Source organism: bacterium (assembly GCA_026129405.1).
GTDB lineage: Bacteria > Desulfobacterota > Binatia > DP-6 > DP-6 > JAHCID01.
This window is the reverse complement of sequence record JAHCID010000003.1, coordinates 573,157-594,529: the sequence shown is the minus strand read 5'-3', so window position 1 is coordinate 594,529 and position 21,373 is coordinate 573,157. Positions and strand designations below refer to the sequence as shown.

Sequence of the window (21,373 nt, the reverse complement as noted above, 5' to 3'; positions counted from 1 at the left end):
AGTTCATGTCGAAGCGCATTCACGAGCTCGCCAAGGAGTGGGGAACGACCCCGAAGGATCTCATCGCGGCCGCCGAGCGGCTTGGGGTGCGGGGCAAGCGTTCGCAGAGCTCGATCACCGAGGAGGAGGAAGCGCGTCTGAAGGATGGGCTCGGCCTCGGTCCGCGCCCGCAGGTGGCTCTCGGCCACGAGCGCGTCGTGTCCGAGCGCGTCGTCACGCAGCGCGAGACGGGCGGCGATCAGATCGTCACGGCGATCGAGCAGACGACCGAGACGCGCCTGCGCTCCAACGTCATTCGTCGCCGCACTGCCCGCGAGGTGGTGAAGCGCGAGGAGGCGCCGCCGCAGTTGCCGGCCGACATGGCGCCGGCCGACGTGCCGCCGTCGCTCGACTTCGAAGAATCGGACGTGTTGCCGCCGCCGAGCAGCGACATCCCGCCGCCGGTCGTCGACATCCCCGAGCCCCCGCCGATGGCGGCCGAGCCGTCGGTGTCGCTGGAAGAAGCCCCCCCTCTGCCGACGGAAGCCGAGGTGCAGCCCGAGCCGGTCGTCGAGACGCCGCCCGTCGTCGAAGTCGCACCGGCCGAGGAGCCGCAGGTGCAGCCCCAGCCGACCCCGCCGCCTCCTCCGCCCCCGGCTCCCGCGCTGCGGACCACCCCGGCCCAGGGCGCGCCCGCGCCGGCCTCGGCCAGCGCCGCGTCTACGGGCCGGCCGGCCGCGGGACCCGTCACCGCGGTCCGCACGGCGGCGGCGCCGGGTACGCCGCCGCCTCCGGGGTTCGAGGAGATGCGCGGCGTCAAGGTCCTCGGGAAGATCGATCTCCGCAAGGCCACCGCGCCGCCGCCCGGCCCGGGTGCACGGGGACCGTCGCCCGAGGGCGGCGCGCCGTCGGGCACCGGCGAAGCGCCCAAGAAGAAGAAGGGCAAGAAGGTCATCTCCAAGCCCGACATGGGCGCGGTGATGGAGCGCGACTTCTATCGCGGCGGCAAGCGCCCGCAGAAGCGAAAGGCGCTGCCCGGCAAGGAGATCCGCAAGACCGAGATCACCGTGCCGCGCGCCTCGAAGCGTATCGTGCGCATCTCGGAGATGATCACCGTCGGCGACCTCGCCCGCGCCATGGGCGTTAAGGCCGGCGAGGTCCTGAAGAAGCTGATCGACATGGGGATGATGGCCACCATCAACCAGATGCTCGATCACGACACCGCCGTGCTCCTGGCGGGCGAGTTCGACTATCAGGTCGAGAACGTGGCCTTCGACGCCGAGCAGGCGCTCGAGTCGGAGCAGGAGGTCTCGGCGGCCGACCTCGTCCCCCGCGCGCCCGTGGTCACGATGATGGGCCACGTCGACCACGGTAAGACTTCGCTGCTCGACGCCATCCGTGCGGCCGACGTCGCCGCCGGTGAGGCGGGCGGCATCACGCAGCACATCGGCGCCTACACGGTCGACGTCCACGCGCGGCAGGTCACGTTCCTCGATACGCCGGGCCACGAGGCGTTCACCGCCATGCGCGCCCGCGGCGCCAAGGTGACCGACATGGTCGTCCTGGTCGTCGCCGCCGACGACGGCATCATGCCGCAGACGGTGGAGGCAATTAACCATGCCCGCGCCGCCGAGGTGCCGATCATCGTCGCGCTCAACAAGATCGACAAGCCCGACGCGAATCCCGAACGGGTGAAGCAGGAGCTCGGCAACTACGGTCTCGCCCCGGAGGACTGGGGCGGCGACACGATCGTCGTTCCGGTGTCCGCGAAGACGCGGGAGGGCATCCCGCAGCTCCTCGAGATGCTGCTCCTCCAGGCGGACATCCTCGAGCTGCGCGCCAATCCGAATCGTCTGGCGAAGGGCACCATCGTCGAGGCCCGGCTCGACCGCGGCCGCGGGCCCGTGGCCACCGTGCTGGTGCAGCAGGGCACGCTCAAGGTCGGCGACGCCTTCGTCTGCGGCACCGAGCACGGCCGCATCCGCGCCATGGTCGACGACAAGGGGCATCGGGTCGAATCCGCCGGGCCGTCGATGCCGGTCGAGATCCTCGGTCTCGGCGGGGTGCCCGAGGCTGGCGACGTCTTCGTCGCCGTCCAGGACGACGCCAAGGCCCGACAGGTCGCCGAGCATCGCCGCGCGAAGCAGCGCGAGGCGGAGATGGCGAAGACCGCCAAGGTTTCGCTCGACGAGCTCTACGCCCAGGTTCAGAGCGGCGAGGTCCGCGAGCTGAAGGTCGTCGCCAAGACCGACGTCCAGGGCTCGCTGGAGGCCGTCAGCGAGGCGTTGCGGCGGCTGTCGACGGACGACGTGCGCCTCAACGTCATCCACGGCTCGGTCGGCGGCGTGACGGAGTCGGACGTGCTGCTCGCCTCGGCGTCGAACGCCATCATCATCGGGTTCAACGTTCGGCCGGAGCCCAAGGCGGCCGCGCTCGCCGAGCGCGAGGGCGTCGACATCCGGCTCTACAGCGTCATCTACGAGGCGCTGAACGACATCCGCGACGCGCTCGAGGGTCTCCTCGAGCCGACCTACCAGGAGAAGGTCACCGGCCGCGCCGAGGTGCGCCAGACGTTCGTGGTCTCCGGCATTGGCACGATCGCCGGCTCGTCGGTGCAGGACGGCAAGATCACGCGCAACAGCCGCGCACGGCTCCTGCGCGACAACATCGTCGTCCACGACGGCCGGATCGGCAGCCTCAAGCGCTTCAAGGAAGACGCCCGCGAGGTGCTCGCCGGCTACGAGTGCGGCATCGGGATCGAGAACTTCAACGACGTGAAGGTCGGCGACATCGTCGAGACCTACGACGTCGAAGAGGTGGCGCGGCGTCTCACGCCGGGCGCCGGGAAGGGTGCGCAGGCGGCCGAGCGTCCCGCCTGAGCACCGGAGCCGGCCGATGGTGGTCGGGGTCCTGCGGCTCGAGATCCTGCTGCCCGACAATCGATCCCTGAAGGGCAAACGCAGCGTGCTGCGCGCGATCAAGCAGCGGGTGCAGAACAAGTTCAACGTGTCGATCGCCGAGTGCGACGAGCACGATCATTGGCAACGCGCCGTCCTCGGCGTGAGCCAGGTCGGGAGCGAGCAGCCCCACGTCGATGCGTGCCTCCGCCAGGTGGTGAACTTCATCGACGAGCTCGCGCTGGCGCAGCTCGGAGAGGAACGCGTCGAGTTCCTCCACTACTGACTCCGAAGGCATGCCGGAACATCGCCGGGAACGCGTCGCCCACCGGCTCCAGGTGGAGCTCGCCGAGCTGCTGGTGCGTGAGGTTGCCGACCCGCGCCTGCGCGCCGTCACCATCACCGCCGTCCGCCTGACGGCCGATCTGAAGCAGGCCCGCGTCTTCTGGCGCACCCTCGGCGACGACGAGACCGAGCGCGCCGCAACGGCGCAGGGACTCGTGCGCGCGACGACCTTCTTGCGGCGCCGCCTCGGCGAAGCCCTCGCCATGCGCACCACGCCGACGCTGCGCTTCGAGTACGATACCCTTCCCGACACCGCCCGCCGCATGGACGCGCTCCTCGCTGCGACCAGGTCGCCGGGAGGGGGCGGCAAGCCGTGAACGGCATCCTCCTCGTCGACAAGCCGGAAGGCGTGAGCTCGGCGGGAGTGATCCGGGCGCTCAAGGGCCGGCTGGGCGCGGCCAAGGTGGGGCATCTCGGGACGCTCGACCCATTCGCGAGCGGGCTCCTGCCGCTGTGCATCGGGGAGGCGACCAAAGTCGCGCGCTGGCTCCTGCTCGAGCGCAAGCGCTACGAGGGCACCATCCAGCTCGGGACGAGTACGGACACGCTCGATCGCACCGGGACCGTGACGGCGACTGCGCCCGTGCCGCCGGTGACGGCCACGCAGCTCCACGAGCTCTCCCGCCGCTTCGTCGGACCGACCACGCAGACGCCGCCGATGTACTCGGCGCTGAAGCGCGACGGTGTCCCGCTCTATCGACTCGCCCGTCAGGGCATCGAGGTGGACCGAGCGCCGCGTCCGATCGAGATACACGCGCTGCGCCTGGAGGCGGGCGAGGGCGGCACCCTCGAGTTCGACGTCGCCTGCTCCAAGGGAACCTACGTCCGAGTGCTGGCGGCCGATCTGGGGGCGGCGATCGGCACGCTCGCGCATCTGAGCCGTCTGCGTCGGACCGAGGTGGGTGCGTTCCGCATCGCGGATGCGCAGACGCCGGAGGCGCTGGCCGCGCATGCGGGACCGCTGCCGCTGATTCCCATCCGGGAAGCGCTCGCGGGCTTGCGTCCGCTGCCGCTCTCGGACACAGAAGTGGTTCGCCTGCGGCACGGTCAGCAGGGCGTGCTCGCGTCGCTGCCGGCGCCGCACGCCGCGGATGAGACCGCGCTCGTGGTGGACGGGACCGGCATGGTCGTCGCCGTCGTCGAAACGATCGGGACGGACGGCTGGCGGTTGGCCCGTCTGGTGGGTGCATGAAGCGCGAAGGCCTCTACGCAGCTGGACAACGTCCGGACCGCGTGTTAGGTGCCGGCAGTTAAACACAAGCGAGAAAGAACGGAAACGGAGAGGGCGGGATGGCAGTGCTCAAGGAGCGCACGCAAGAGCTGGTGACGACCCATCGTCGGCACGATACCGACACCGGGTCGCCCGAAGTGCAGGTCGCGCTCCTGACTCAACGGATCACGTATCTGACCGAGCACTTCAAAGTGCATCGGAAGGATCACCATTCCCGTCGCGGGCTTCTCAAGCTCGTCGGCCAGCGCCGACGGCTTCTCGACTACCTGAAGCGGCGCGACTTCGGCCGGTACAAGGGCCTCATCGAGCGGCTCGGCATCCGGAAGTAGCCGCCACCGCTGCACCCCCCTTCTTCTCCCCGTCGACGCTCGCAACACGCCAGCGCGGCGCTCCGCGCCGCAGGGGAGAATTCATGCACAAGGTAGAAGCCGACTTCCACGGTCGGCGCCTGTCGATCGAGACCGGCCGTCTGGCCAAGCAGGCCGGTGGATCGGCGCTTGTTCAGTACGGTGAGACCGTCGTCCTGGTGACGGCCACCGCCAGCCAGAGTGCGCGGGAAGGCATCGACTTCTTTCCGCTCACCTGTGACTACGTCGAGAAGACCTTCGCCGCCGGCAAGATCCCGGGCGGCTTCTTCAAGCGCGAGGGACGCCAGGCGGAGAAGGAGATCCTCACCTCACGCCTGATCGACCGTCCCATCCGGCCCCTCTTCCCGAAGGGCTTCGTGTGCGAGACGCAGGTCATCGCCACCGTCCTCTCGCACGACCGCGAGAACGACCCCGACATGATCTCGATCCTCGGGGCGTCCGCGGCGCTCACGCTCTCCGACATCCCGTTCAAGGAGCCGATCGCGGCCGTCCGGCTCGGGCGCATCGGCGACGAGTTCGTCGTCAACCTCACACAAGAGCAGCTCCCGGAGACGACGCTCAACCTCGTCGTCGCCGGCTCGCGCGACGCCATCCTCATGGTCGAGGGCGGGGCGCAGGTGCTGCCCGACGCGCTCATGCTCGAGGCGCTGTTCACCGCCCACGAGGCGCTCCAGCCGCTCATCGCGTTGCAGGAGGAGCTGCGCAAGGTGGCAGGTAGGCCGAAGCGCATCCTGGCCGCGGCGGCCAGCGACCCGGCGCTCGAGGCGAGCGTCCGCGAGATGGCGGCCGTGAAGCTGCGCGAGGCGCTCGCGAAGACGGTGAAGCAGGAGCGCTACGCCGCGACCGACGCCGTGCATGCCGAGGTCGTGCAGGCTCTGGGCGGCGACCAGGCGGATCGTCGCAAGGCGGTGGGCTTCCTCGTCGACAAGGTGAAGAAGGAGTTCGTCCGCCAGGCGATCCTGAAGACGCACAAGCGCATCGACGGGCGCGGTCTCGCCGACGTGCGGCCGATCACATGCGAGGTCGGCGTCCTGCCGCGCACGCACGGCTCGGCGGTCTTCACGCGCGGCGAGACGCAGGCGCTCGCGGTCACCACGCTCGGCACGTCGTCGGACGAGCAGAAGATCGATGCGCTGACCGGCGAGTACTACAAGCGCTTCATGCTGCACTACAACTTCCCGCCGTACAGCACCGGCGAGGTGAAGTTCCTGCGCGGGCCAGGACGGCGCGAGATCGGCCACGGCGCGCTCGCCGAGCGCGCGCTCGCGCCGGTGGTGCCCGCCGAGGGCGACTTCCCATACACGATCCGCATCGTGTCCGAGGTTCTCGAATCGAACGGCTCCTCGTCCATGGCGAGCGTGTGCGGCGGCTCGCTGTCGCTGATGCAGGCCGGCGTGCCCATCAAGGCCGCCGTCGCCGGCGTCGCGATGGGCCTCATCAAGGAGGGCGACGACGTCGCCGTCCTGTCGGACATCCTCGGCGACGAGGACCATCTCGGCGACATGGACTTCAAGGTCGCCGGCACGCGGGACGGCGTCACCGCGCTGCAGATGGACAACAAGATCGGCGGCGTCACCCGTGCCGTCATGCAGCAGGCGCTCGAGCAGGCTCGCGCCTCGCGCCTGCACATCCTCGACATCATGGATGCGTCGCTGAAGACGCACGCGCCCGAGCTGTCGATCCACGCCCCGCGCATCGTCACGATCAAGATCAAGCAGGATCGCATCCGCGACCTCATCGGTCCGGGCGGGAAGGTCATCCGCAGCATCGTCGAGGAGACCGGCTGCAAGATCGACGTCCAGGACGACGGCACCGTGCTCGTGGCGTCGGCCGACGGCGAGGCGATGCAGCGCGCCCTCGAATGGATCCGCTCGCTCACGGCCGAGGCCGAGATCGGGAAGATATACCGCGGCACCGTGCGTCGCATCGTCGACTTCGGCGCCTTCGTCGAAATCATGCCCGGCACCGACGGCCTCGTGCACATCTCGCAGCTCGCCAACGAGCGCGTGCGCGCGGTCTCGGACGTCCTCAAGGAAGGCGACGTCATCGACGTGAAGGTTCTCGAGATCGACAAGTCCGGCAAGATCCGCCTGTCCCGCAAGGAAGCGCTCAAGGAGTCCGAGGGGCGCGGAGAGGCGGCCCGCTAGCGGATGCAGGCCTCGCGCCTCCCGAACGGGATCCGCGTCCTGTCCGAGGAGCTGCCCCAGCTCGGGTCGGTCACGATCGGCATCTGGGTCGAGAACGGCTCGCGCTGGGAGCGCTCCGAGCAGGCGGGGATCTCGCACTTCCTCGAGCACCTGTTCTTCAAGGGCACGGACACCCGCACGGCGGCGCAGATCGCGGAGACGATCGACGCCGTCGGCGGCGTGCTCAACGCGTTCACGGGCAAGGAACACACCTGCTACTACGCGAAGGTGCTGGCCGAGCACCTGCCGATGGCGCTCGACCTCCTCGCCGACATCTTCCTCCACTCCCGCTTCGCCGCGGAGGAGATCGACCGCGAGCGCACCGTCATCGTCCAGGAGATATCGCAGGTCGAGGACACACCCGACGACTGGGTCCACGATCTGTTCGCGCAGAGCTGGTGGGGCGAGCATCCCCTCGCGCGTCCCATCGCCGGCACGGCGACGACGGTCGGTGCACTTCGGCGCGACGACTTCCTCGGCTTCCTCGAGGCGCGGTACCGGCCCGACCGTATCCTCGTCGCGGCGGCCGGCAACCTGACGCACGCGGCGCTCGTCGACGTCGTCGCGCGCCACTTCGGCTCCCTCGGGGGCACGACGCCGCCCGTGCCGCAGCCGTCTCCTGCCGCGCGCGCCGCGGTGCGAGTCCATGCGAAGCCGCTCGAGCAGGTCCACGTCTGCCTCGGGACGCCGGGCATCCCGCAGAGCGACCCGGATCGCTACGCCGCCCACGTCCTCAACGTCGCGCTCGGGGGCGGCATGAGCTCGCGCCTGTTCCAGGAGATCCGGGAGCGGCGCGGTAAGGCGTACACGGTGTACTCCTTCCTCTCGAGCTACGCCGACGCCGGCTACACCGGCGTCTACGTCGGCACGAGCCCCGATGCGACGCAGGAGGTGATCGACCTCGTGCGCCGGGAGTTCGGCGCCCTCCCGCGCGAGGGGCTGCGCGCCGAGGAGCTCGACCGCGCGCGCACGCAGATGAAGGGCAACATGCTGCTGGCGCTCGAGACGAGCGACAGCCGCATGAGCCGCATCGCCCGCAACGCGCTCTACTACGGGCGCGACGTGCCGCTCGACGAGGTGGCACACGCGATCGACGCCGTCGACAACGACGCCGTCGTACGTGTCGCCGGCCGCCTGTTCGGAACCGGGGACGTCGGGATCACGGTGCTCGGCGACCTGCGGGGAGCCACGCTCGACGGCGCGGTGACCCCGGGGTGACGGCCGCTCCGATCGCCGTCGCGGTGACGCGGCTCCGGGGCGGTCCGGAGGCGCTGCCGCTGCCCCGCTACATGACGCCGGCTGCGGCCGGGCTCGACCTGCACGCCGATTGCATCGAGCCCGTCGAGCTTCCGCCCGGCGGGCGCGCGCTCGTCCCGACCGGCATCGCCATCGCGCTGCCGGCGGGCTACGAGGCGCAGGTGCGGCCGCGCAGCGGGCTGGCGCTGCGCCATGGCGTCACCGTGCTGAACGCCCCAGGCACGATCGATGCGGACTACCGGGGCGAGATCCAGGTCATCCTGGTGAACTTCGGCACGGCGCCGGTCACGCTCGCCCGGGGCGAGCGCATCGCGCAGCTCGTCGTCGCGCCGGTCACTCGCATCACCTGGAACGAGGTCGCGCGCCTCGACGACAGCGCGCGCGGCAGCGGGGGCTTCGGCAGCACCGGAAGCGGAGAACGCGCATGATCCCACGCTACACCCGCCCGGAGATGGGGCGCCTCTGGTCGGAGGAGTCGCGGCTCCAGCGCTGGCTCGACGTCGAGCTCGCGCTCGTCGACGCATTGGCCGAGCGCGGCGAGGTGCCGGCCGAGGCGGCGCGCGTGCTGCGGCGCGACGCCCGCATCGACGTCGCACGCATGCAGGAGATCGAGGCCGAGGTACACCACGACGTGATCGCCTTCGTCTCCTCCGTCACCGAGAAGCTCGGCGACGAGAGCCGCTGGCTCCACCTCGGTCTCACCTCGAGCGACGTCGTCGACACCGCCTTCGCGCTCCAGCTTCGCGACGCCGCCGATCTCCTGCTGGTCGGCGTCGATGCGCTCCGCGCCGCCGTTCGCCGGCAGGCCGAGCGGCATCGATACACGCCGATGATCGGCCGCACGCACGGCATCCACGCCGAGCCGATCACCTTCGGGCTCAAGTGCGCGAGCTGGTACGCCGAGCTGTCGCGCGGGCGGGCGCAGCTGGCCGCGGCCCGCACGGCGATCGCTCACGGCAAGCTCTCCGGCGCCGTCGGCACGTTCGCGAACAACCCGCCCGAGGTCGAGGCGTCGGTCATGGCACGGCTCGGCCTGCGCCCGGAGCCGATCGCGACGCAGATCATCCCGCGCGACCGGCACGCGCGCTTCTTCGCCGTGTGCGCGATCGTCGGCGGCACCTGCGAGCGCATCGCGACCGAGATCCGCCACCTCCAGCGCACCGAGGTGAGCGAAGCGCTGGAGCCCTTCGGCGCCAAGCAGAAGGGCAGCTCGGCGATGCCGCACAAGCGCAACCCCATCCTCACGGAGAATCTCTGCGGCATCGCGCGCCTGCTGCGCGGCTACGCCATGTCCTCGCTCGAGAACATGGCCCTGTGGCACGAGCGGGACATCAGCCACTCGTCGGTCGAGCGCGTCATCGGTCCCGACGCGACGATCGCCCTCGACTTCATGCTGGCGCGCCTGACCCGCGTCGTCGACGGCCTCGACGTGCGCCCGGACGCGATGGCCGCGAACCTCGCGCGCCTCGGCGGCGCACCGTTCTCCGAGCAGGTGCTGCTGACCCTCGTCCGGCGTGGGCTGCGTCGCGACGACGCCTATCGCCTGGTGCAGCGCCATGCGCTCGCCGGCGGCGACCTGCGGGCGGCCCTCGCCGCCGACCCGGAGATCACGCGCCATCTGCCGCCCGCAGAGCTGGATGGTCTCTTTGACATCACCCACCACCTGCGGCATGTGGACGCACTCCTTCTGCGGGCGCTCGAGGACGGTGATGGAGCGGCGTGAGCTTCTCTACGAAGGCAAGGCCAAGCAGGTCTACCGGACCGCCGACCCGGACACCCTCGTCCAGTACTTCAAGGACGACGCGACCGCATTCAATGCGCAGAAGCGCGGCACGATCGCCGCGAAGGGCGTCGTCAACAACCGCATCTCCGAGGTGCTGTTCCGCCTCCTCGAGGACAACGGCATCGCGACCCACTTCGTACGCCGGCTGTCCGAGCGCGAGATGCTGATTCGCGCCTGCGAGATCGTGAAGATCGAGGTGGTCGTCCGCAACGTGGTCGCGGGCAGCCTGGCGCAGCGCCTCGGCCGCCCGGAAGGCGAGCTGCTGCCCGAGCCCATCCTCGAGCACTACTTCAAGGACGACGCCCTGGGCGATCCGCTCCTCAACGACTGGCACATCCGCGTGCTGAAGCTCGCCACGTCGGCGGAGCTCGCCACGATCAACGCCACCGCGCTCGAGGTGAACGCCGTGCTGCGTCCGTACCTCGATGCCCGCGACCTGGTGCTGGTGGACATGAAGCTCGAGTTCGGCCGCCACCAGGGGCGGATGCTCGTCGCCGACGAGATCTGTCCCGACACCTGCCGCTTCTGGGACAAGCACACCGGCCAGAAGCTCGACAAGGATCGCTTCCGCCGAGACCTCGGCAACATCGAGGACGCGTACCAGGAAGCGGCGCGCCGCATCTGCGGGACGGCCGCCTGATGCCGGCGCTCGTCGCACGTGTGGTCGTGACGCCGAAGCGCGGCATCCTCGATCCGCAGGGGAAGGCCGTCCAGCACTCGTTGCACGCGCTCGGCTTTCCGGAGGTGGGCGAGGTTCACGTCGGACGGTACGTCGAGCTGCGCCTGCGCGACCTCACGCGCGAGGCGGCGGCGGTGCGGGTGCGCGGCATGTGCGAGCAGCTGCTCGCCAACGGCGTGATCGAGGATTTCCGCTTCGAGATCGACGAGGGGACCGCGTAGACGTGCGCTGGGGCGTCGTCACCTTCCCGGGCTCCAACGACGACCGCGACACGCTGCGGGTGGCGGAGCGCATCCTCGGCGACGAGGCGATCCCGCTGTGGCACAAGGATCGCACCGTGCGCGGCGTCGACTGCGTGGTGCTGCCCGGCGGGTTCTCGTACGGCGACTACCTGCGATGCGGCGCGATGGCGCGGTTCTCGCCGGTGATGGACGCCGTCGGCGAGCACGCACGGGCGGGCGGCCTCGTGCTCGGCATCTGCAACGGCTTCCAGATCCTGTGCGAGGCCGGGTTGCTGCCGGGCGCGCTCGTGCGCAACCGCTCGCTGCGCTTCGTCTGCGACGTCGTCACGGTGCGCGTCGAGACGGCGGACACGCCGTTCACGTACGGGTGCCGTCCCGGCGACCTGCTCGCGCTGCCCGTGAAGCACGGCGAGGGCTGCTGGGTCGCCGACGAGGCGACCTGTGCGGCGCTCGAGGCGGAGGGACGCATCGTCTTCCGCTACGTCGATCGCGCCGGACGCACGGTGGCAGAGGCGAACCCGAACGGCTCGATCGGCAACGTCGCCGGCGTCACCAACGCGGCCCGCAACGTCGTCGGCCTCATGCCGCACCCCGAGCACGCCACCGACCGCCTCACCGGCGGGGAGGATGGCCTCACGCTGTTCCGCTCCGCCCAGGCCTGGCTCGGCCGCGGCGGGGCCGCAGGACGGCGCGAGCCCACCGTCGTTCCGGGACCCTGAGGCATGGGTGCACCCACCGCCGCCGAGGTCGCGGCCGAGCAGGGGCTCACCCCCGACGAGTACCAGCGCATCCTCGACATCCTCGGCCGCGAGCCGCGGTTCGAGGAGATCGCGGTGTTCGGCGTCATGTGGTCGGAGCATTGCTCCTACAAGAGCTCGCGGGCGTGGTTGCGCCAGCTGCCGACGACGGGACCGCAGGTTCTCCAGGGGCCCGGCGAGAACGCCGGCGCGGTCGACATCGGCGACGGGCTGGCCGCCGTCTTCAAGATCGAGAGCCACAACCACCCGTCGTTCGTGGAGCCGTTCCAGGGTGCGACGACCGGGGTCGGCGGGATCCTGCGCGACGTCTTCACCATGGGCGCGCGGCCGATCGCGATTCTCGACTCGCTGCGCTTCGGCTCGCTCGACCATCCGCGCACGCCGTTCCTCGTGCGCGGCGTGGTGGGGGGCGTGGGGCACTACGGCAACTGCTTCGGCGTGCCGACGGTGGGCGGCGAGGTCTACTTCGACGCCGGCTACGACCACAACATCCTCGTGAACGCGTTCACGATCGGCATCGCGCCCGCCGACCGGCTCTTCCGTGCCAGCGCGGCCGGGCCGGGCAATCCCGTCATCTACGTGGGCTCGCGTACCGGGCGCGACGGCATCCACGGCGCGAGCCTGCTCGCGTCGGCGGCCCTCGACGCGCTCGCGTCCGAGAAGCGCCCGGCCGTGCAGGTCGGCGATCCGTTCGCGGAGAAGCTCCTCCTCGAGGCGTGCCTCGAGCTGATGCGGACCGACCACATCGTCGCCATCCAGGACATGGGGGCCGCCGGGCTGACGTCCAGCTCGTTCGAGATGGCGGGGCGGGGTGGCGCGGGCATCGTCCTCGACCTCGACCGCGTGCCGCTGCGCGAGGCCGGGATGTCGCCCTACGAGATCCTGCTCTCGGAATCGCAGGAGCGCATGCTGCTCGTCGCGCATCAGGGCAGCGAGGACGCCGTCAAGGCGATCTTCGAGAAGTGGGATCTCGAGGCGGTGGTCGTCGGCCACATCACCGACGACGGCATCTACCGCGCGCGCTGGCACGGCGAGGAGGTCGTGACCTTGCCGGTCGCGCCGCTCACCGAGCGGGCGCCCTTCTATCGCCGCCCGGCCGAGGAGCCGGCGCGGCTCGAGGAGATGCAGCGGCTCGACCTCGGGACGATCGGCGAGCCGAAGGACTTCGGCGCGGCGCTGCTGACCCTGCTCGAGAGCCCGAACCTGTGCTCGCGCGAATGGGTCTACCGCCAGTACGACCAGTACGTCGGCGGCAACACCCTCGTCCGCCCGGGCGGCGACGCTGCCGTGGTGCGCATCGAAGGCACCCGCCGCGCGCTGGCCCTGACGACCGATTGCAACAGCCGCTACGGTCGCCTCGACCCTTACCTCGGGGCGATGCTCGCGGTGGTCGAGTCGGCGCGCAACTGCGTCGCCGTGGGCGCGCGCCCGCTCGCGCTGAGCGACTGCCTCAACTACGGCAACCCCGAGCGGCCCGACGTCATGTGGGAGTTCCAGCAGGGGATCGCCGGCATCCGCGACGCCTGCGTCGCGCTCGGTACGCCCGTCGTGAGCGGCAACGTCAGCTTCTACAACGAGACCGACGGCCGCAGCATCGCGCCGACGCCGATCATCGCGATGGTCGGCCTCGTCGACGACGTCGACGACGTGTTGACCCCATGGTGGAAGGCCGAGGGCGACGTCGTGGTGCTGTTCGGCCGGACGCGCGAGGAGCTGGGCGGTTCCGAGTATCTCGCGGTGATCCACGGCATGACGCGCGGCACGCCGCCGTGGATCGATCTCGACGCCGAGAAACGCCTGCACGCGCTGGTGCTCGCCGCCGCGCAGGAGCGGCTGCTGCGTTCGGCACACGACCTCGCCGAGGGCGGCCTCGCGGTGGCGCTCGCCGAGTGCTCGTTCGGCGGGGGTCGTCTCGGCGTCCGCGTCACGCTCGAGGGCGGCATGCGGACCGACGCCGTCCTCTTCGGCGAGAGCCAGTCCCGCATGCTCGTCTCGCTGCGGCGGCGGCATCTGAACCGCCTGCGCGAGCTGGCGCGCCGCGAGGACGTACCGCTGGAGGTGCTGGGCGAGGTGCGGGGACACAATCTCGTCATCGGCGACGTGCTCAACGTGTCCGTGGAAGCCGCGCGCGAGCGCTGGCGCCGCACGCTGGAGAAGCGACTCGGCGCATGACGGCGCCGTGTACTCCCCGCGACGCACGGGCTACACTGCCCGGGTTGGGAGACATGACGGACAAATTCCACGAGGAATGCGGCGTCGTGGGCGTGTACGGCCATCCGGAGGCCGCGACACTCGCCTATCTCGGGCTCTATGCTCTCCAGCATCGCGGCCAGGAGTCCGCGGGCATCGTCGCCTCCGACGGTGACGCGCTCATCAGCCACCGCGGCATGGGCCTCGTGGCCGACATCTTCACCGAGGACATCCTCGCGACGCTCGAAGGACGTCTCGCGATCGGCCACAACCGCTACTCGACGACCGGCTCGACGCTGCTCAAGAACTGTCAGCCGTTCGTCGTCGAGTGGGCGCACGGCGCACTCGCCATCGCGCACAACGGCAACCTCGTGAACGCCGACCGCCTGCGCGGCGAGCTCGAGGCGCGCGGGTCGATCTTCCAGTCCACGTCGGACACCGAGGTCATCATCCACCTGATCGCGCAGTCGGGGGCCGACGGCGTCCTGGCGCGCATCGTCGACGCGCTCACGCAGGTGCGCGGCGCCTATTCCCTGGTGTTCCTCACCGAGCGGCAGGTGATCGCAGCGCGCGATCCCGGCGGCTTTCGCCCGCTCGTGCTCGGCCGCATCGGCGACGCATGGGTGGTCACGTCCGAGACCTGCGCGCTCGACCTCGTCGATGCGACGTACGTACGCGAGGTGCGCCCGGGGGAGGTCGTCGTGCTCGACGAGCGCGGCGTCACCTCGTACCAGCCGTTTCCACCGGCGCCGCCGCACCACTGCGTGTTCGAGTACGTCTACTTCGCACGCCCCGACAGCAACGTGTACGGGCGCAACGTCTACGAGGTACGCAAGGAGCTCGGCCGCCAGCTGGCGCGCGAGAGCGCCGTCCCGGCCGACATCGTGATCCCCGTGCCGGACTCCGGCGTGCCCGCCGCCATCGGCTACTCCGAAGAGGCGGGTATCCCGTTCGAAATGGGCCTCATCCGCAACCACTACGTCGGGCGCACGTTCATCGAGCCCACCAGCTCGATCCGCCACTTCGGCGTCAAGGTGAAGCTGAACGCCCTGCGCGAGGTGCTCGAAGGCAAGCGAGTCGTCGTGGTCGACGACTCGATCGTGCGCGGCACCACGAGCCGCAAGCTCGTGCACATGGTGCGTGCCGCGGGCGCGCGCGAGGTGCACATGCGCATCAGCTCCCCGCCGACGACGAATCCCTGCTACTACGGCATCGACACGCCGACCCGGCAGGAGCTGATCGCGTCGTCGCACAGCCTCGAGGACACGCGCGCGTTTCTCGGCGCCGACTCGCTGGCGTACCTGAGCCTCCCCGGCCTCTTCGCCTTCAACGGCGGCAACGGCGAGCGGTTCTGCGATGCCTGCTTCACCGGGCGCTATCCCGTGCCGCTCTCCGGCGAGCTGCGCGCACGCCAGCTGCACCTGTTCGAGGCGCGCGAGCGCGCGCACGCACGCTAGTGTCCCGAGTCCGAAGCTCGTTCCGGATCGGGCGGGATCGGACGCGGGACACGCGTCAGCCGGCGTTGCGCTGGCGGCGGGGCGGGACTGCGACCGGACGCCCATGGGGTCCGCGGCGCACCACCGTGTCGTGCAGCCAGTTCGGGTCCGCGTGCGGGTGGTCGATCGTGTAGTGCAACCCGCGGCTCTCCGGACGGGCGAGGGCGCAGGCGATGATGAGCTCGGCCACCGTCGCGATGTTGCGCAGCTCGACGAGGTCGCTGGTGAGGAGGAAGTCCCAGTAGTAGGCGCGGATCTCCTCCTGCAGGAGCTCGATGCGGGTCAGTGCCCGCTGGAGTCGCCGATCGCTGCGGACGATGCCGACGTAGTTCCACATGAAGCGCCGGATCTCGTCCCAGTTCTGGGTGACGACCACCGACTCGTCGCTGTCCGTCGCGCGCCCCGGATCCCAGGCGGGGATCGCGGGCACCGGCGTCTGGTCGGCGGTCACGAGGGCGACGGCGTGGCGCGCGGCGCGGTCGGCGAAGACGAGGGCCTCGAGCAGGGAATTGGACGCGAGGCGGTTGGCACCATGGAGGCCGGTGCACGCGACCTCGCCGCAGGCGTAGAGGCGCGGCAGATCGGTGCGGGCGTCGAGGTCGGTGAGGACGCCGCCGCAAGCGTAGTGCGCCGCCGGCACGACCGGTACCGGCCCGCCCGCGAGATCGATGCCGAAGCGCGCGCAGCCGGCGTAGACCGTGGGGAAGCGCGTCCTGATCCACTCGCGCTCGCGATGGCTGATGTCGAGGTACACGCACTCGTAGCCGTGCACCTTCATCTCGTTGTCGATGGCGCGCGCGACGATGTCGCGCGGCGCCAGCTCCGCACGCGGATCGTAGCGCGGCATGAAACGTTCGCCGTCGGGGCGTCGCAGCAGCGCGCCTTCGCCGCGTAGCGCCTCCGTCAGGAGGAACGACTTCGCCTGCGGGTGGAAGAGGCAGGTCGGGTGGAACTGGACGAACTCCATGTTCGCGACGGCGGCGCCGGCGCGGAACGCCATCGCGACGCCGTCGCCGGTCGCGACGTCGGGATTCGAGGTGTAGAGGTAGACCTTCCCGAGGCCGCCCGTGCAGAGGAACGTCGCGCGCGCGAGCAGGCGGTGCACCGCGCGGGTCTCGCGGTCGAGCACGTAGGCGCCCCAGCACACGGGCGGGTCCTGGCTCCGGTCCAGGCAGAGGTCGACGGCGAGGAGGTTCTCGCGCACGTCGATGGCCGGCGTCGCGCGGACGGCTTCGCCGAGGGCGCGGATGATCTCGTGGCCGGTGGCGTCGGTGGCGTGGAGGATGCGCCGCTTCGAGTGACCCCCTTCCTGACCGAGGTCGTACTCGCGGTCGTCGGGGTCGCCGCGCACGTCGAAGTTGACGCCGCGCGCGATGAGCTCCCGGACCCGATCCGGTCCCTCGCGGACCACGGTTTCGATCACGTCCCGGTGCCCGACGTCGGCTCCGGCGCCGATCGTGTCGGCGATGTGGGACTCGAAGCTATCCTCGGGGCTCCAGACGGAAGCGATGCCGCCCTGGGCGTACTGGCTGGAGCTCTCGGGCAGACGATCCTTCGTCACCAGCAGCACCCGCCCATGCCGGGCGCACGCCAGCGCGCACGTGAGGCCGGCGATCCCGCTGCCGACGACGAGATAGTCCGCGTCCATGCCTTGGTCGGCCACCATTCCCGCGCCCTCCCGGGCGGGTCAAGGGGAGGAGGTACGGTTTGACCTTTGCGGGGTACGCTCCTATTCTCGGCGCCGGATGCGGTTGGTGGTGGGGATCGCCGTCGCGGCGACCACGGGGGTGCTTCTGGGAGGGCTCGTCGGGGCGGCGAGCGCGGACATCTACTCGTTCCGCGACGACCGCGGCGTGCTGCACATCACGAACGCCCCAGCCACCGGGACGTCGGAAGTGCTCCTGAAGGAAGCGCCGAAGGCCCGGCCCATTCGCCCGTTGCCGCTTCTCGGCGCCGCCGCACGCGCGCCGCAGGGTCCGACGACCTACGACGGCCTGATCCGTACGATTGCCGACGCCTACGACGTCGAGTATGCGCTCGTGAAGGCGATCATCAAGGCCGAGTCGGGCTTCAACCGGCACGCGGTGTCCCGTGCGGGCGCGCTCGGCCTCATGCAGCTCATGCCGGCCACCGCAGCCCAACATCAGGTCCGCAACGTGTTCTCCCCTCGCGACAACATCGAAGGCGGCGTGCGCCACCTGCGCATGCTCCTCGATCGCTACGGCGGCAACATTCCGCTGGCCGTGGCGGCGTACAACGCCGGCCACGCGCGCGTCGAGGCGGCCGGCGGTGTGCCGGCGATCCAGGAGACTCGCGAGTACCTGGCACGCGTGCTGCGCTATCGGGTCGGCTACATGCGCGAGGCCGGCCGTGTCTACGCCCGTCGTTGATCTCGCGGCGCGGGGAGCGCAGGTCACGACGCTCCCGAATCTCCTGAGCCTCTTCCGCATCGCGCTCGTCCCGATCGTCATCGTCGTCTTGCTCTGGCCCGGTCCCGGTCCGAGCGCGCTCGCGGGCTTCATCTTCTTCACCGCCTGCATCACGGATTTCCTCGACGGCTGGATCGCGCGCCGCAACGGCATCACCACCGCCCTCGGCAAGTTCCTCGACCCGCTCGCGGACAAGCTGATCGTCGTCGGCGTGCTCATCATGCTGGCGGGTATGTCGCCGGAGCCCCGCGTGCCGGCGTGGATGGCGGCAGTCATCGCGCTACGCGAGCTGGCGGTGACTGGGCTGCGCAGCCTCGCCTCCGCCAGCGGCGTCGTCGTGCCGGCCGAGGAACTCGGCAAGTACAAGATGATCTTCCAGATGTTCGCGCTGGAAGGTCTGCTGCTGCATTACGAGTACGCGATCCCGGGCACCGGCCTGCGCGTCGACTTCCACGCCGCCGGCATGGTCCTCCTCTGGGTCGCGCTCGTGCTCGCCGTCTGGTCGGCGGTCGATTACTATGTTCGCGTCCTGCGCCGCGTCCCGCTCTACTGACCCCGCGCGCGGTTGACTCCCTGGGGCCCCCCCGGTATCAACCGTCCTTCGCGCGGGTGTAGCTCAGTTGGCTAGAGCGTGTGCTTGCCAAGCACAAGGTCGCCGGTTCGACCCCGGTCACCCGCTCTCGATACCGTCAGCACGGTCGTGAAGGACCGGTCCTGCCCAAGGGACGTCGGGCGGACCGGTTTTTCGTTTCTGGGCCTCGCGGGCCAAGCAGCGCGGTGTCGATCGTCACTGCGTCTGCTGCACGCGTCCACGGTAGGCCGCGCGGGTGATGGCATCGACGCAGGTGCAGCCGTCGCCGGGATACGCGTCGGCGAGCGCGGCGCAGCGCACCGAGTGGTCCTCCGCGTCCTGCGCGACGCACCCGAGCGGTCCGGCGGGCAGGGTTCCCAGCCGACAGGCGGGCAGTAGCGCCGCGGCGACGAGCACGATCCACGCGCGCTTCGGCATCATCGGTGCGAAGGCTAGCGCGCCCGACGTGCCGGGGACAGGCCCCTACGAGCGTGCGACGCGTTCCGTTCCGGCTTGGGGCGTTTCCGTGCCCGTGCTACCTCGGGGGGACATGACCTGGGGACGAGGGTTCGGGTGAACGGGTTTGCGGAGCGCCGCGATGCCGGCATCGTATTGCCGCTGTTCAGCCTGCGTAGCGGACGCGACTGGGGGATGGGCGACATCGGCGACCTGCCCGGTCTGATCCGCTGGATGGAGTCGGCGCACGTCGCGGCCGTGCAGCTGCTGCCCATCTTCGAGGTGCCGCCGGGCGAGCGCAGTCCGTACGGCGGCCTCAGCTCGTTCGCCATCGACCCCGTCTATGTGGCCGTCGATCAGCTACCCGAGATGGCCGACGGCTTGCCGGCCGAGCTCCGAGCGGGGATCGCCGCGGTGCGGGACGCCGGGACGATCGCCTACGAGCGCGTCCGCGCCCTCAAGCAGGCCGGCCTGCGCCTCGCGTTCGAGCGCTTCGGTCGCCGGGCAGACGCTGCGCGGACGGCGGCCTTCGCAGCGTTTCGCGTCGCCCACGCCGAGTGGCTCGAGCCCTATGCGCTCTACCGCGCCCTGCGCGGGGCGCATGGTGAGGCGGCCTGGACGGCCTGGCCCGAGCGCCTCGCTGCCGCCGACCCCACCGCGCTCGCCGATCTGCGCACGAGCCTCGACCAGACGGTCGCCTTCCAGGCCTGGGTGCAGTGGGTGGCCGAAGAGCAGTGGGGGGCGGCCCGCGGTGCGGCGCGGGCCGCGGGCGTGCGCCTCCTAGGCGACGTGCCGTTCATGGTCGCGGCCGACAGCGCCGACGTGTGGGCAGACCAGCGCGCGTTCCGCCTCGACGCCACGGTCGGCGCGCCGCCCGACTACTTCGATCCGGAGGGCCAGGACTGGGGGCTGCCGGCGATGCGGCGGGACGTCATGGCCGAGGGCGGGCACGCCTGGTGGGCGTCGCGTGTGCGACGGCTCGTCGAGCTGTTCGACGGTGGGCGCATCGATCACGTCGTCGGCTACTACCGCCTGTGGGAGATCCCGCGCGACGGCGCCCCGGGGTTCGTTCCCCACGACGAGGGTGCCCAGCGGGCGCAGGGCGAGGACCTGCTGCGGCTCGCGATGCAGGTCGCCGGCGACGCCGATCTCCTGGTCGAGGATCTTGGCAGTATCCCCGACTTCGTGCGCGCCTCGCTGCACGACCTCGGTCTGCCGGGCTTCCGCGTCCTGCGCTGGGAGCGGGACGACGGTCGTTTCCGCGATCCCGCGGCGTGGCCCGTGTGCTCCGTCGGCACGTCCGGCACCCACGACACCTCGACGCTGCGCACCTGGTGGGAGCACGAGCTGAGTCCCGACGAGCGCGAGGCCCTGACGCAGATCCCCGGACTGCACGGGCTCGATGGTCGCGGCGCTGCGTTTACGCCGGCGATCCACGAGGCGCTGCTGGACGTCCTCTACGCCAGCCGCTCGGCGCTCGTCCTGTTGCCGCTGCCCGATGCGTACGGCGGCGGCGAGCGCATCAACGTTCCTTCGACCGTCCAGGACACGAACTGGAGCTATCGCATGCCCTGGGCGGTCGACGATCCCACCGACGAGCTCGCGGCGGCCACCGCGGCGCGGCTGCGACGGCTCGCCGAACGGCACCGGCGGTCGCCGACGTGACCCACGACGTGCTCCGGGAGCGGCTGCCCGCGTATGTCACGGGGCGGCTGTGTCCGGAGGACGTCGAGGTCATCCGGCGGCATCTGGCCAGCGGATGCGCCGAGTGCCTGCGCCTCGCGTTCGGACGCTCGGGGCGCGTCGCCGCCGCGGCCGGCGGCTCGAGCACCCGGCTGCGCCGGGCGGCTGCCGGCGCCGCCGTGCTGGCAGCCCTGGGAGGCGGTGCGTGGGCAGTGCGTCACGCAGGCGAGGCGGCGCAGGAGGAACGAGCTCGCTTCGATGCGCTGGTGGTGCGCCTGGTACGAGTCGAGGCCGAGCTGGCCGGCACCCGCGCCGACGCGGCGGCGACGCGCGTGCAGCACGCGGCTCTCGCCGCGCGGGCTGCGCAGCTCGAGGCCGAGCTGCTGGCCGGTCGGACGCGCCCCACCGAGGCGACGGCCGCGCCACCCCGTGCGCGGTCCGAGGCACTCCCGGGAGACCGGATCGCGACCGAGGCGGGGCGGGCGCTGGCCGCACCGGACGCGCGGATCGCGGCCCTCGAGCCCGTGCCGCCGTACCGTGACGTGCGCGGCCATGGTGTCTGGCGGGTCGGCGGCGATCGCCTGCTCGTCTTCGCGCTGGCCCTCCCGCCGCTGCCTGACGGGGAAGGCTATCGCGTGGAGCTGCGCGACGAGGCCGGGCAGACGCGCGCTTCGGTTCCCCTCGTACGCGGGGCGGGCGGTCAGGCTCGCGTCACCGTGCCCCTGAACGGCGATCCCGCACGCCTGTCGGTGCAGGTCGTGCGGGATCGGATGGGAGCGCCGGTGCTCGCGGGCCGACTCGGCCCGCGAGCCCGGTGATCGAC

General features: G+C 71.0%; 20 protein-coding genes and 1 tRNA gene. 19 read left to right on the top strand and 2 right to left on the bottom strand.

Going from position 1 to position 21,373, the window contains the following annotated elements; genetic code table 11:
* The first annotated feature begins 5 nt into the window (after positions 1–5).
* The 14 genes from infB (at position 6) to KIT14_15250 (ending at position 15,372) form a co-directional block, all read left to right on the top strand.
* Positions 6–2,858 (top strand): translation initiation factor IF-2, encoded by a 2,853-nt coding sequence (gene infB / locus KIT14_15315; protein ID MCW5891891.1) that lies wholly within the window; start codon positions 6–8, stop codon positions 2,856–2,858.
* A gap of 16 nt (positions 2,859–2,874) precedes the next feature.
* Entirely contained in the window at positions 2,875–3,162 is a 288-nt protein-coding gene (locus KIT14_15310) for a DUF503 domain-containing protein (protein MCW5891890.1), read from the top strand.
* 10 nt (positions 3,163–3,172) lie between these two features.
* Positions 3,173–3,538 (top strand): 30S ribosome-binding factor RbfA, encoded by a 366-nt coding sequence (gene rbfA, locus KIT14_15305; GenBank protein ID MCW5891889.1) that lies wholly within the window; start codon positions 3,173–3,175, stop codon positions 3,536–3,538.
* Entirely contained in the window at positions 3,535–4,413 is an 879-nt protein-coding gene (truB, locus tag KIT14_15300) for a tRNA pseudouridine(55) synthase TruB (GenBank protein ID MCW5891888.1), read from the top strand. The genes rbfA and truB overlap by 4 nt, the downstream gene beginning before the upstream one ends.
* A 98-nt stretch (positions 4,414–4,511) precedes the next feature.
* Positions 4,512–4,781 carry a 30S ribosomal protein S15 gene (gene rpsO / locus KIT14_15295; GenBank protein MCW5891887.1) on the top strand — a complete coding sequence of 90 codons (270 nt, stop codon included), beginning with the start codon at positions 4,512–4,514 and terminating at the stop codon, positions 4,779–4,781.
* Between the two features lie 83 nt (positions 4,782–4,864).
* A complete protein-coding gene (gene pnp, locus KIT14_15290; protein MCW5891886.1) occupies positions 4,865–6,967 on the top strand; it encodes a polyribonucleotide nucleotidyltransferase in 2,103 nt (700 codons plus the stop codon).
* A gap of 3 nt (positions 6,968–6,970) precedes the next feature.
* Positions 6,971–8,224 carry an insulinase family protein gene (locus KIT14_15285; protein ID MCW5891885.1) on the top strand — a complete coding sequence of 418 codons (1,254 nt, stop codon included), beginning with the start codon at positions 6,971–6,973 and terminating at the stop codon, positions 8,222–8,224.
* Positions 8,221–8,691 (top strand): dUTP diphosphatase, encoded by a 471-nt coding sequence (gene dut / locus KIT14_15280; GenBank protein MCW5891884.1) that lies wholly within the window; start codon positions 8,221–8,223, stop codon positions 8,689–8,691. Before KIT14_15285 ends, dut begins: the two co-directional genes overlap by 4 nt.
* On the top strand, positions 8,688–9,986 hold the full coding sequence (locus tag KIT14_15275) for an adenylosuccinate lyase (protein ID MCW5891883.1): 1,299 nt from the start codon (positions 8,688–8,690) through the stop codon (positions 9,984–9,986). Before dut ends, KIT14_15275 begins: the two co-directional genes overlap by 4 nt.
* Entirely contained in the window at positions 9,973–10,686 is a 714-nt protein-coding gene (locus KIT14_15270) for a phosphoribosylaminoimidazolesuccinocarboxamide synthase (GenBank protein ID MCW5891882.1), read from the top strand. Before KIT14_15275 ends, KIT14_15270 begins: the two co-directional genes overlap by 14 nt.
* Positions 10,686–10,946, top strand: a complete 261-nt coding sequence (gene purS / locus KIT14_15265; GenBank protein MCW5891881.1) for a phosphoribosylformylglycinamidine synthase subunit PurS — start codon at positions 10,686–10,688, stop codon at positions 10,944–10,946. Before KIT14_15270 ends, purS begins: the two co-directional genes overlap by 1 nt.
* Before the next feature lie 2 nt (positions 10,947–10,948).
* On the top strand, positions 10,949–11,686 hold the full coding sequence (gene purQ / locus KIT14_15260; GenBank protein ID MCW5891880.1) for a phosphoribosylformylglycinamidine synthase subunit PurQ: 738 nt from the start codon (positions 10,949–10,951) through the stop codon (positions 11,684–11,686).
* Positions 11,687–11,689: 3 nt separating this feature from the next.
* Positions 11,690–13,897, top strand: a complete 2,208-nt coding sequence (gene purL, locus KIT14_15255; protein MCW5891879.1) for a phosphoribosylformylglycinamidine synthase subunit PurL — start codon at positions 11,690–11,692, stop codon at positions 13,895–13,897.
* A gap of 53 nt (positions 13,898–13,950) precedes the next feature.
* Positions 13,951–15,372 carry an amidophosphoribosyltransferase gene (locus KIT14_15250; protein MCW5891878.1) on the top strand — a complete coding sequence of 474 codons (1,422 nt, stop codon included), beginning with the start codon at positions 13,951–13,953 and terminating at the stop codon, positions 15,370–15,372.
* 55 nt (positions 15,373–15,427) lie between these two features.
* On the opposite strand, the gene nadB is transcribed toward KIT14_15250, so the two are convergent.
* Positions 15,428–17,059, bottom strand: coding sequence for an L-aspartate oxidase (gene nadB / locus KIT14_15245; GenBank protein MCW5891877.1), 1,632 nt, complete (start codon positions 17,057–17,059; stop codon positions 15,428–15,430).
* A gap of 97 nt (positions 17,060–17,156) precedes the next feature.
* Between nadB and KIT14_15240 the strand changes: the two genes are divergently transcribed.
* The 3 genes from KIT14_15240 (at position 17,157) to KIT14_15230 (ending at position 18,519) form a co-directional block, all read left to right on the top strand.
* Positions 17,157–17,801 (top strand): lytic transglycosylase domain-containing protein, encoded by a 645-nt coding sequence (locus tag KIT14_15240; GenBank protein ID MCW5891876.1) that lies wholly within the window; start codon positions 17,157–17,159, stop codon positions 17,799–17,801.
* A complete protein-coding gene (gene pgsA, locus KIT14_15235; protein ID MCW5891875.1) occupies positions 17,782–18,393 on the top strand; it encodes a CDP-diacylglycerol--glycerol-3-phosphate 3-phosphatidyltransferase in 612 nt (203 codons plus the stop codon). The genes KIT14_15240 and pgsA overlap by 20 nt, the downstream gene beginning before the upstream one ends.
* Positions 18,394–18,445: 52 nt before the next feature.
* A tRNA-Gly gene (locus tag KIT14_15230) sits at positions 18,446–18,519 on the top strand.
* 108 nt (positions 18,520–18,627) lie between these two features.
* On the opposite strand, the gene KIT14_15225 is transcribed toward KIT14_15230, so the two are convergent.
* Positions 18,628–18,852, bottom strand: a complete 225-nt coding sequence (locus KIT14_15225; protein ID MCW5891874.1) for a hypothetical protein — start codon at positions 18,850–18,852, stop codon at positions 18,628–18,630.
* Between the two features lie 132 nt (positions 18,853–18,984).
* On the opposite strand from KIT14_15225, the gene malQ reads away from it, so the two are divergent.
* Both malQ and KIT14_15215 read left to right on the top strand, forming a co-directional pair.
* Positions 18,985–20,532: a 4-alpha-glucanotransferase gene (gene malQ / locus KIT14_15220; protein ID MCW5891873.1), complete on the top strand. Its 1,548-nt coding sequence runs from the start codon at positions 18,985–18,987 to the stop codon at positions 20,530–20,532.
* Positions 20,529–21,368: a zf-HC2 domain-containing protein gene (locus KIT14_15215; protein MCW5891872.1), complete on the top strand. Its 840-nt coding sequence runs from the start codon at positions 20,529–20,531 to the stop codon at positions 21,366–21,368. The genes malQ and KIT14_15215 overlap by 4 nt, the downstream gene beginning before the upstream one ends.
* Positions 21,369–21,373 lie beyond the last annotated feature (5 nt).

Bases quoted from the DNA above. Each gene is read 5' to 3' on its own strand.
- infB (MCW5891891.1), top strand. From the start codon at position 6: ATGTCGAAGCGCATTCACGAGCTCGCCAAGGAGTGGGGAACGACCCCG.
- KIT14_15310 (MCW5891890.1), top strand. From the start codon at position 2,875: ATGGTGGTCGGGGTCCTGCGGCTCGAGATCCTGCTGCCCGACAATCGA.
- rbfA (MCW5891889.1), top strand. From the start codon at position 3,173: ATGCCGGAACATCGCCGGGAACGCGTCGCCCACCGGCTCCAGGTGGAG.
- rpsO (MCW5891887.1), top strand. From the start codon at position 4,512: ATGGCAGTGCTCAAGGAGCGCACGCAAGAGCTGGTGACGACCCATCGT.
- pnp (MCW5891886.1), top strand. From the start codon at position 4,865: ATGCACAAGGTAGAAGCCGACTTCCACGGTCGGCGCCTGTCGATCGAG.
- KIT14_15285 (MCW5891885.1), top strand. From the start codon at position 6,971: ATGCAGGCCTCGCGCCTCCCGAACGGGATCCGCGTCCTGTCCGAGGAG.
- KIT14_15275 (MCW5891883.1), top strand. From the start codon at position 8,688: ATGATCCCACGCTACACCCGCCCGGAGATGGGGCGCCTCTGGTCGGAG.
- KIT14_15270 (MCW5891882.1), top strand. From the start codon at position 9,973: ATGGAGCGGCGTGAGCTTCTCTACGAAGGCAAGGCCAAGCAGGTCTAC.
- purS (MCW5891881.1), top strand. From the start codon at position 10,686: ATGCCGGCGCTCGTCGCACGTGTGGTCGTGACGCCGAAGCGCGGCATC.
- purL (MCW5891879.1), top strand. From the start codon at position 11,690: ATGGGTGCACCCACCGCCGCCGAGGTCGCGGCCGAGCAGGGGCTCACC.
- KIT14_15250 (MCW5891878.1), top strand. From the start codon at position 13,951: ATGACGGACAAATTCCACGAGGAATGCGGCGTCGTGGGCGTGTACGGC.
- nadB (MCW5891877.1), bottom strand. From the start codon at position 17,059: ATGGACGCGGACTATCTCGTCGTCGGCAGCGGGATCGCCGGCCTCACG.
- KIT14_15240 (MCW5891876.1), top strand. From the start codon at position 17,157: ATGCGGTTGGTGGTGGGGATCGCCGTCGCGGCGACCACGGGGGTGCTT.
- KIT14_15225 (MCW5891874.1), bottom strand. From the start codon at position 18,852: ATGATGCCGAAGCGCGCGTGGATCGTGCTCGTCGCCGCGGCGCTACTG.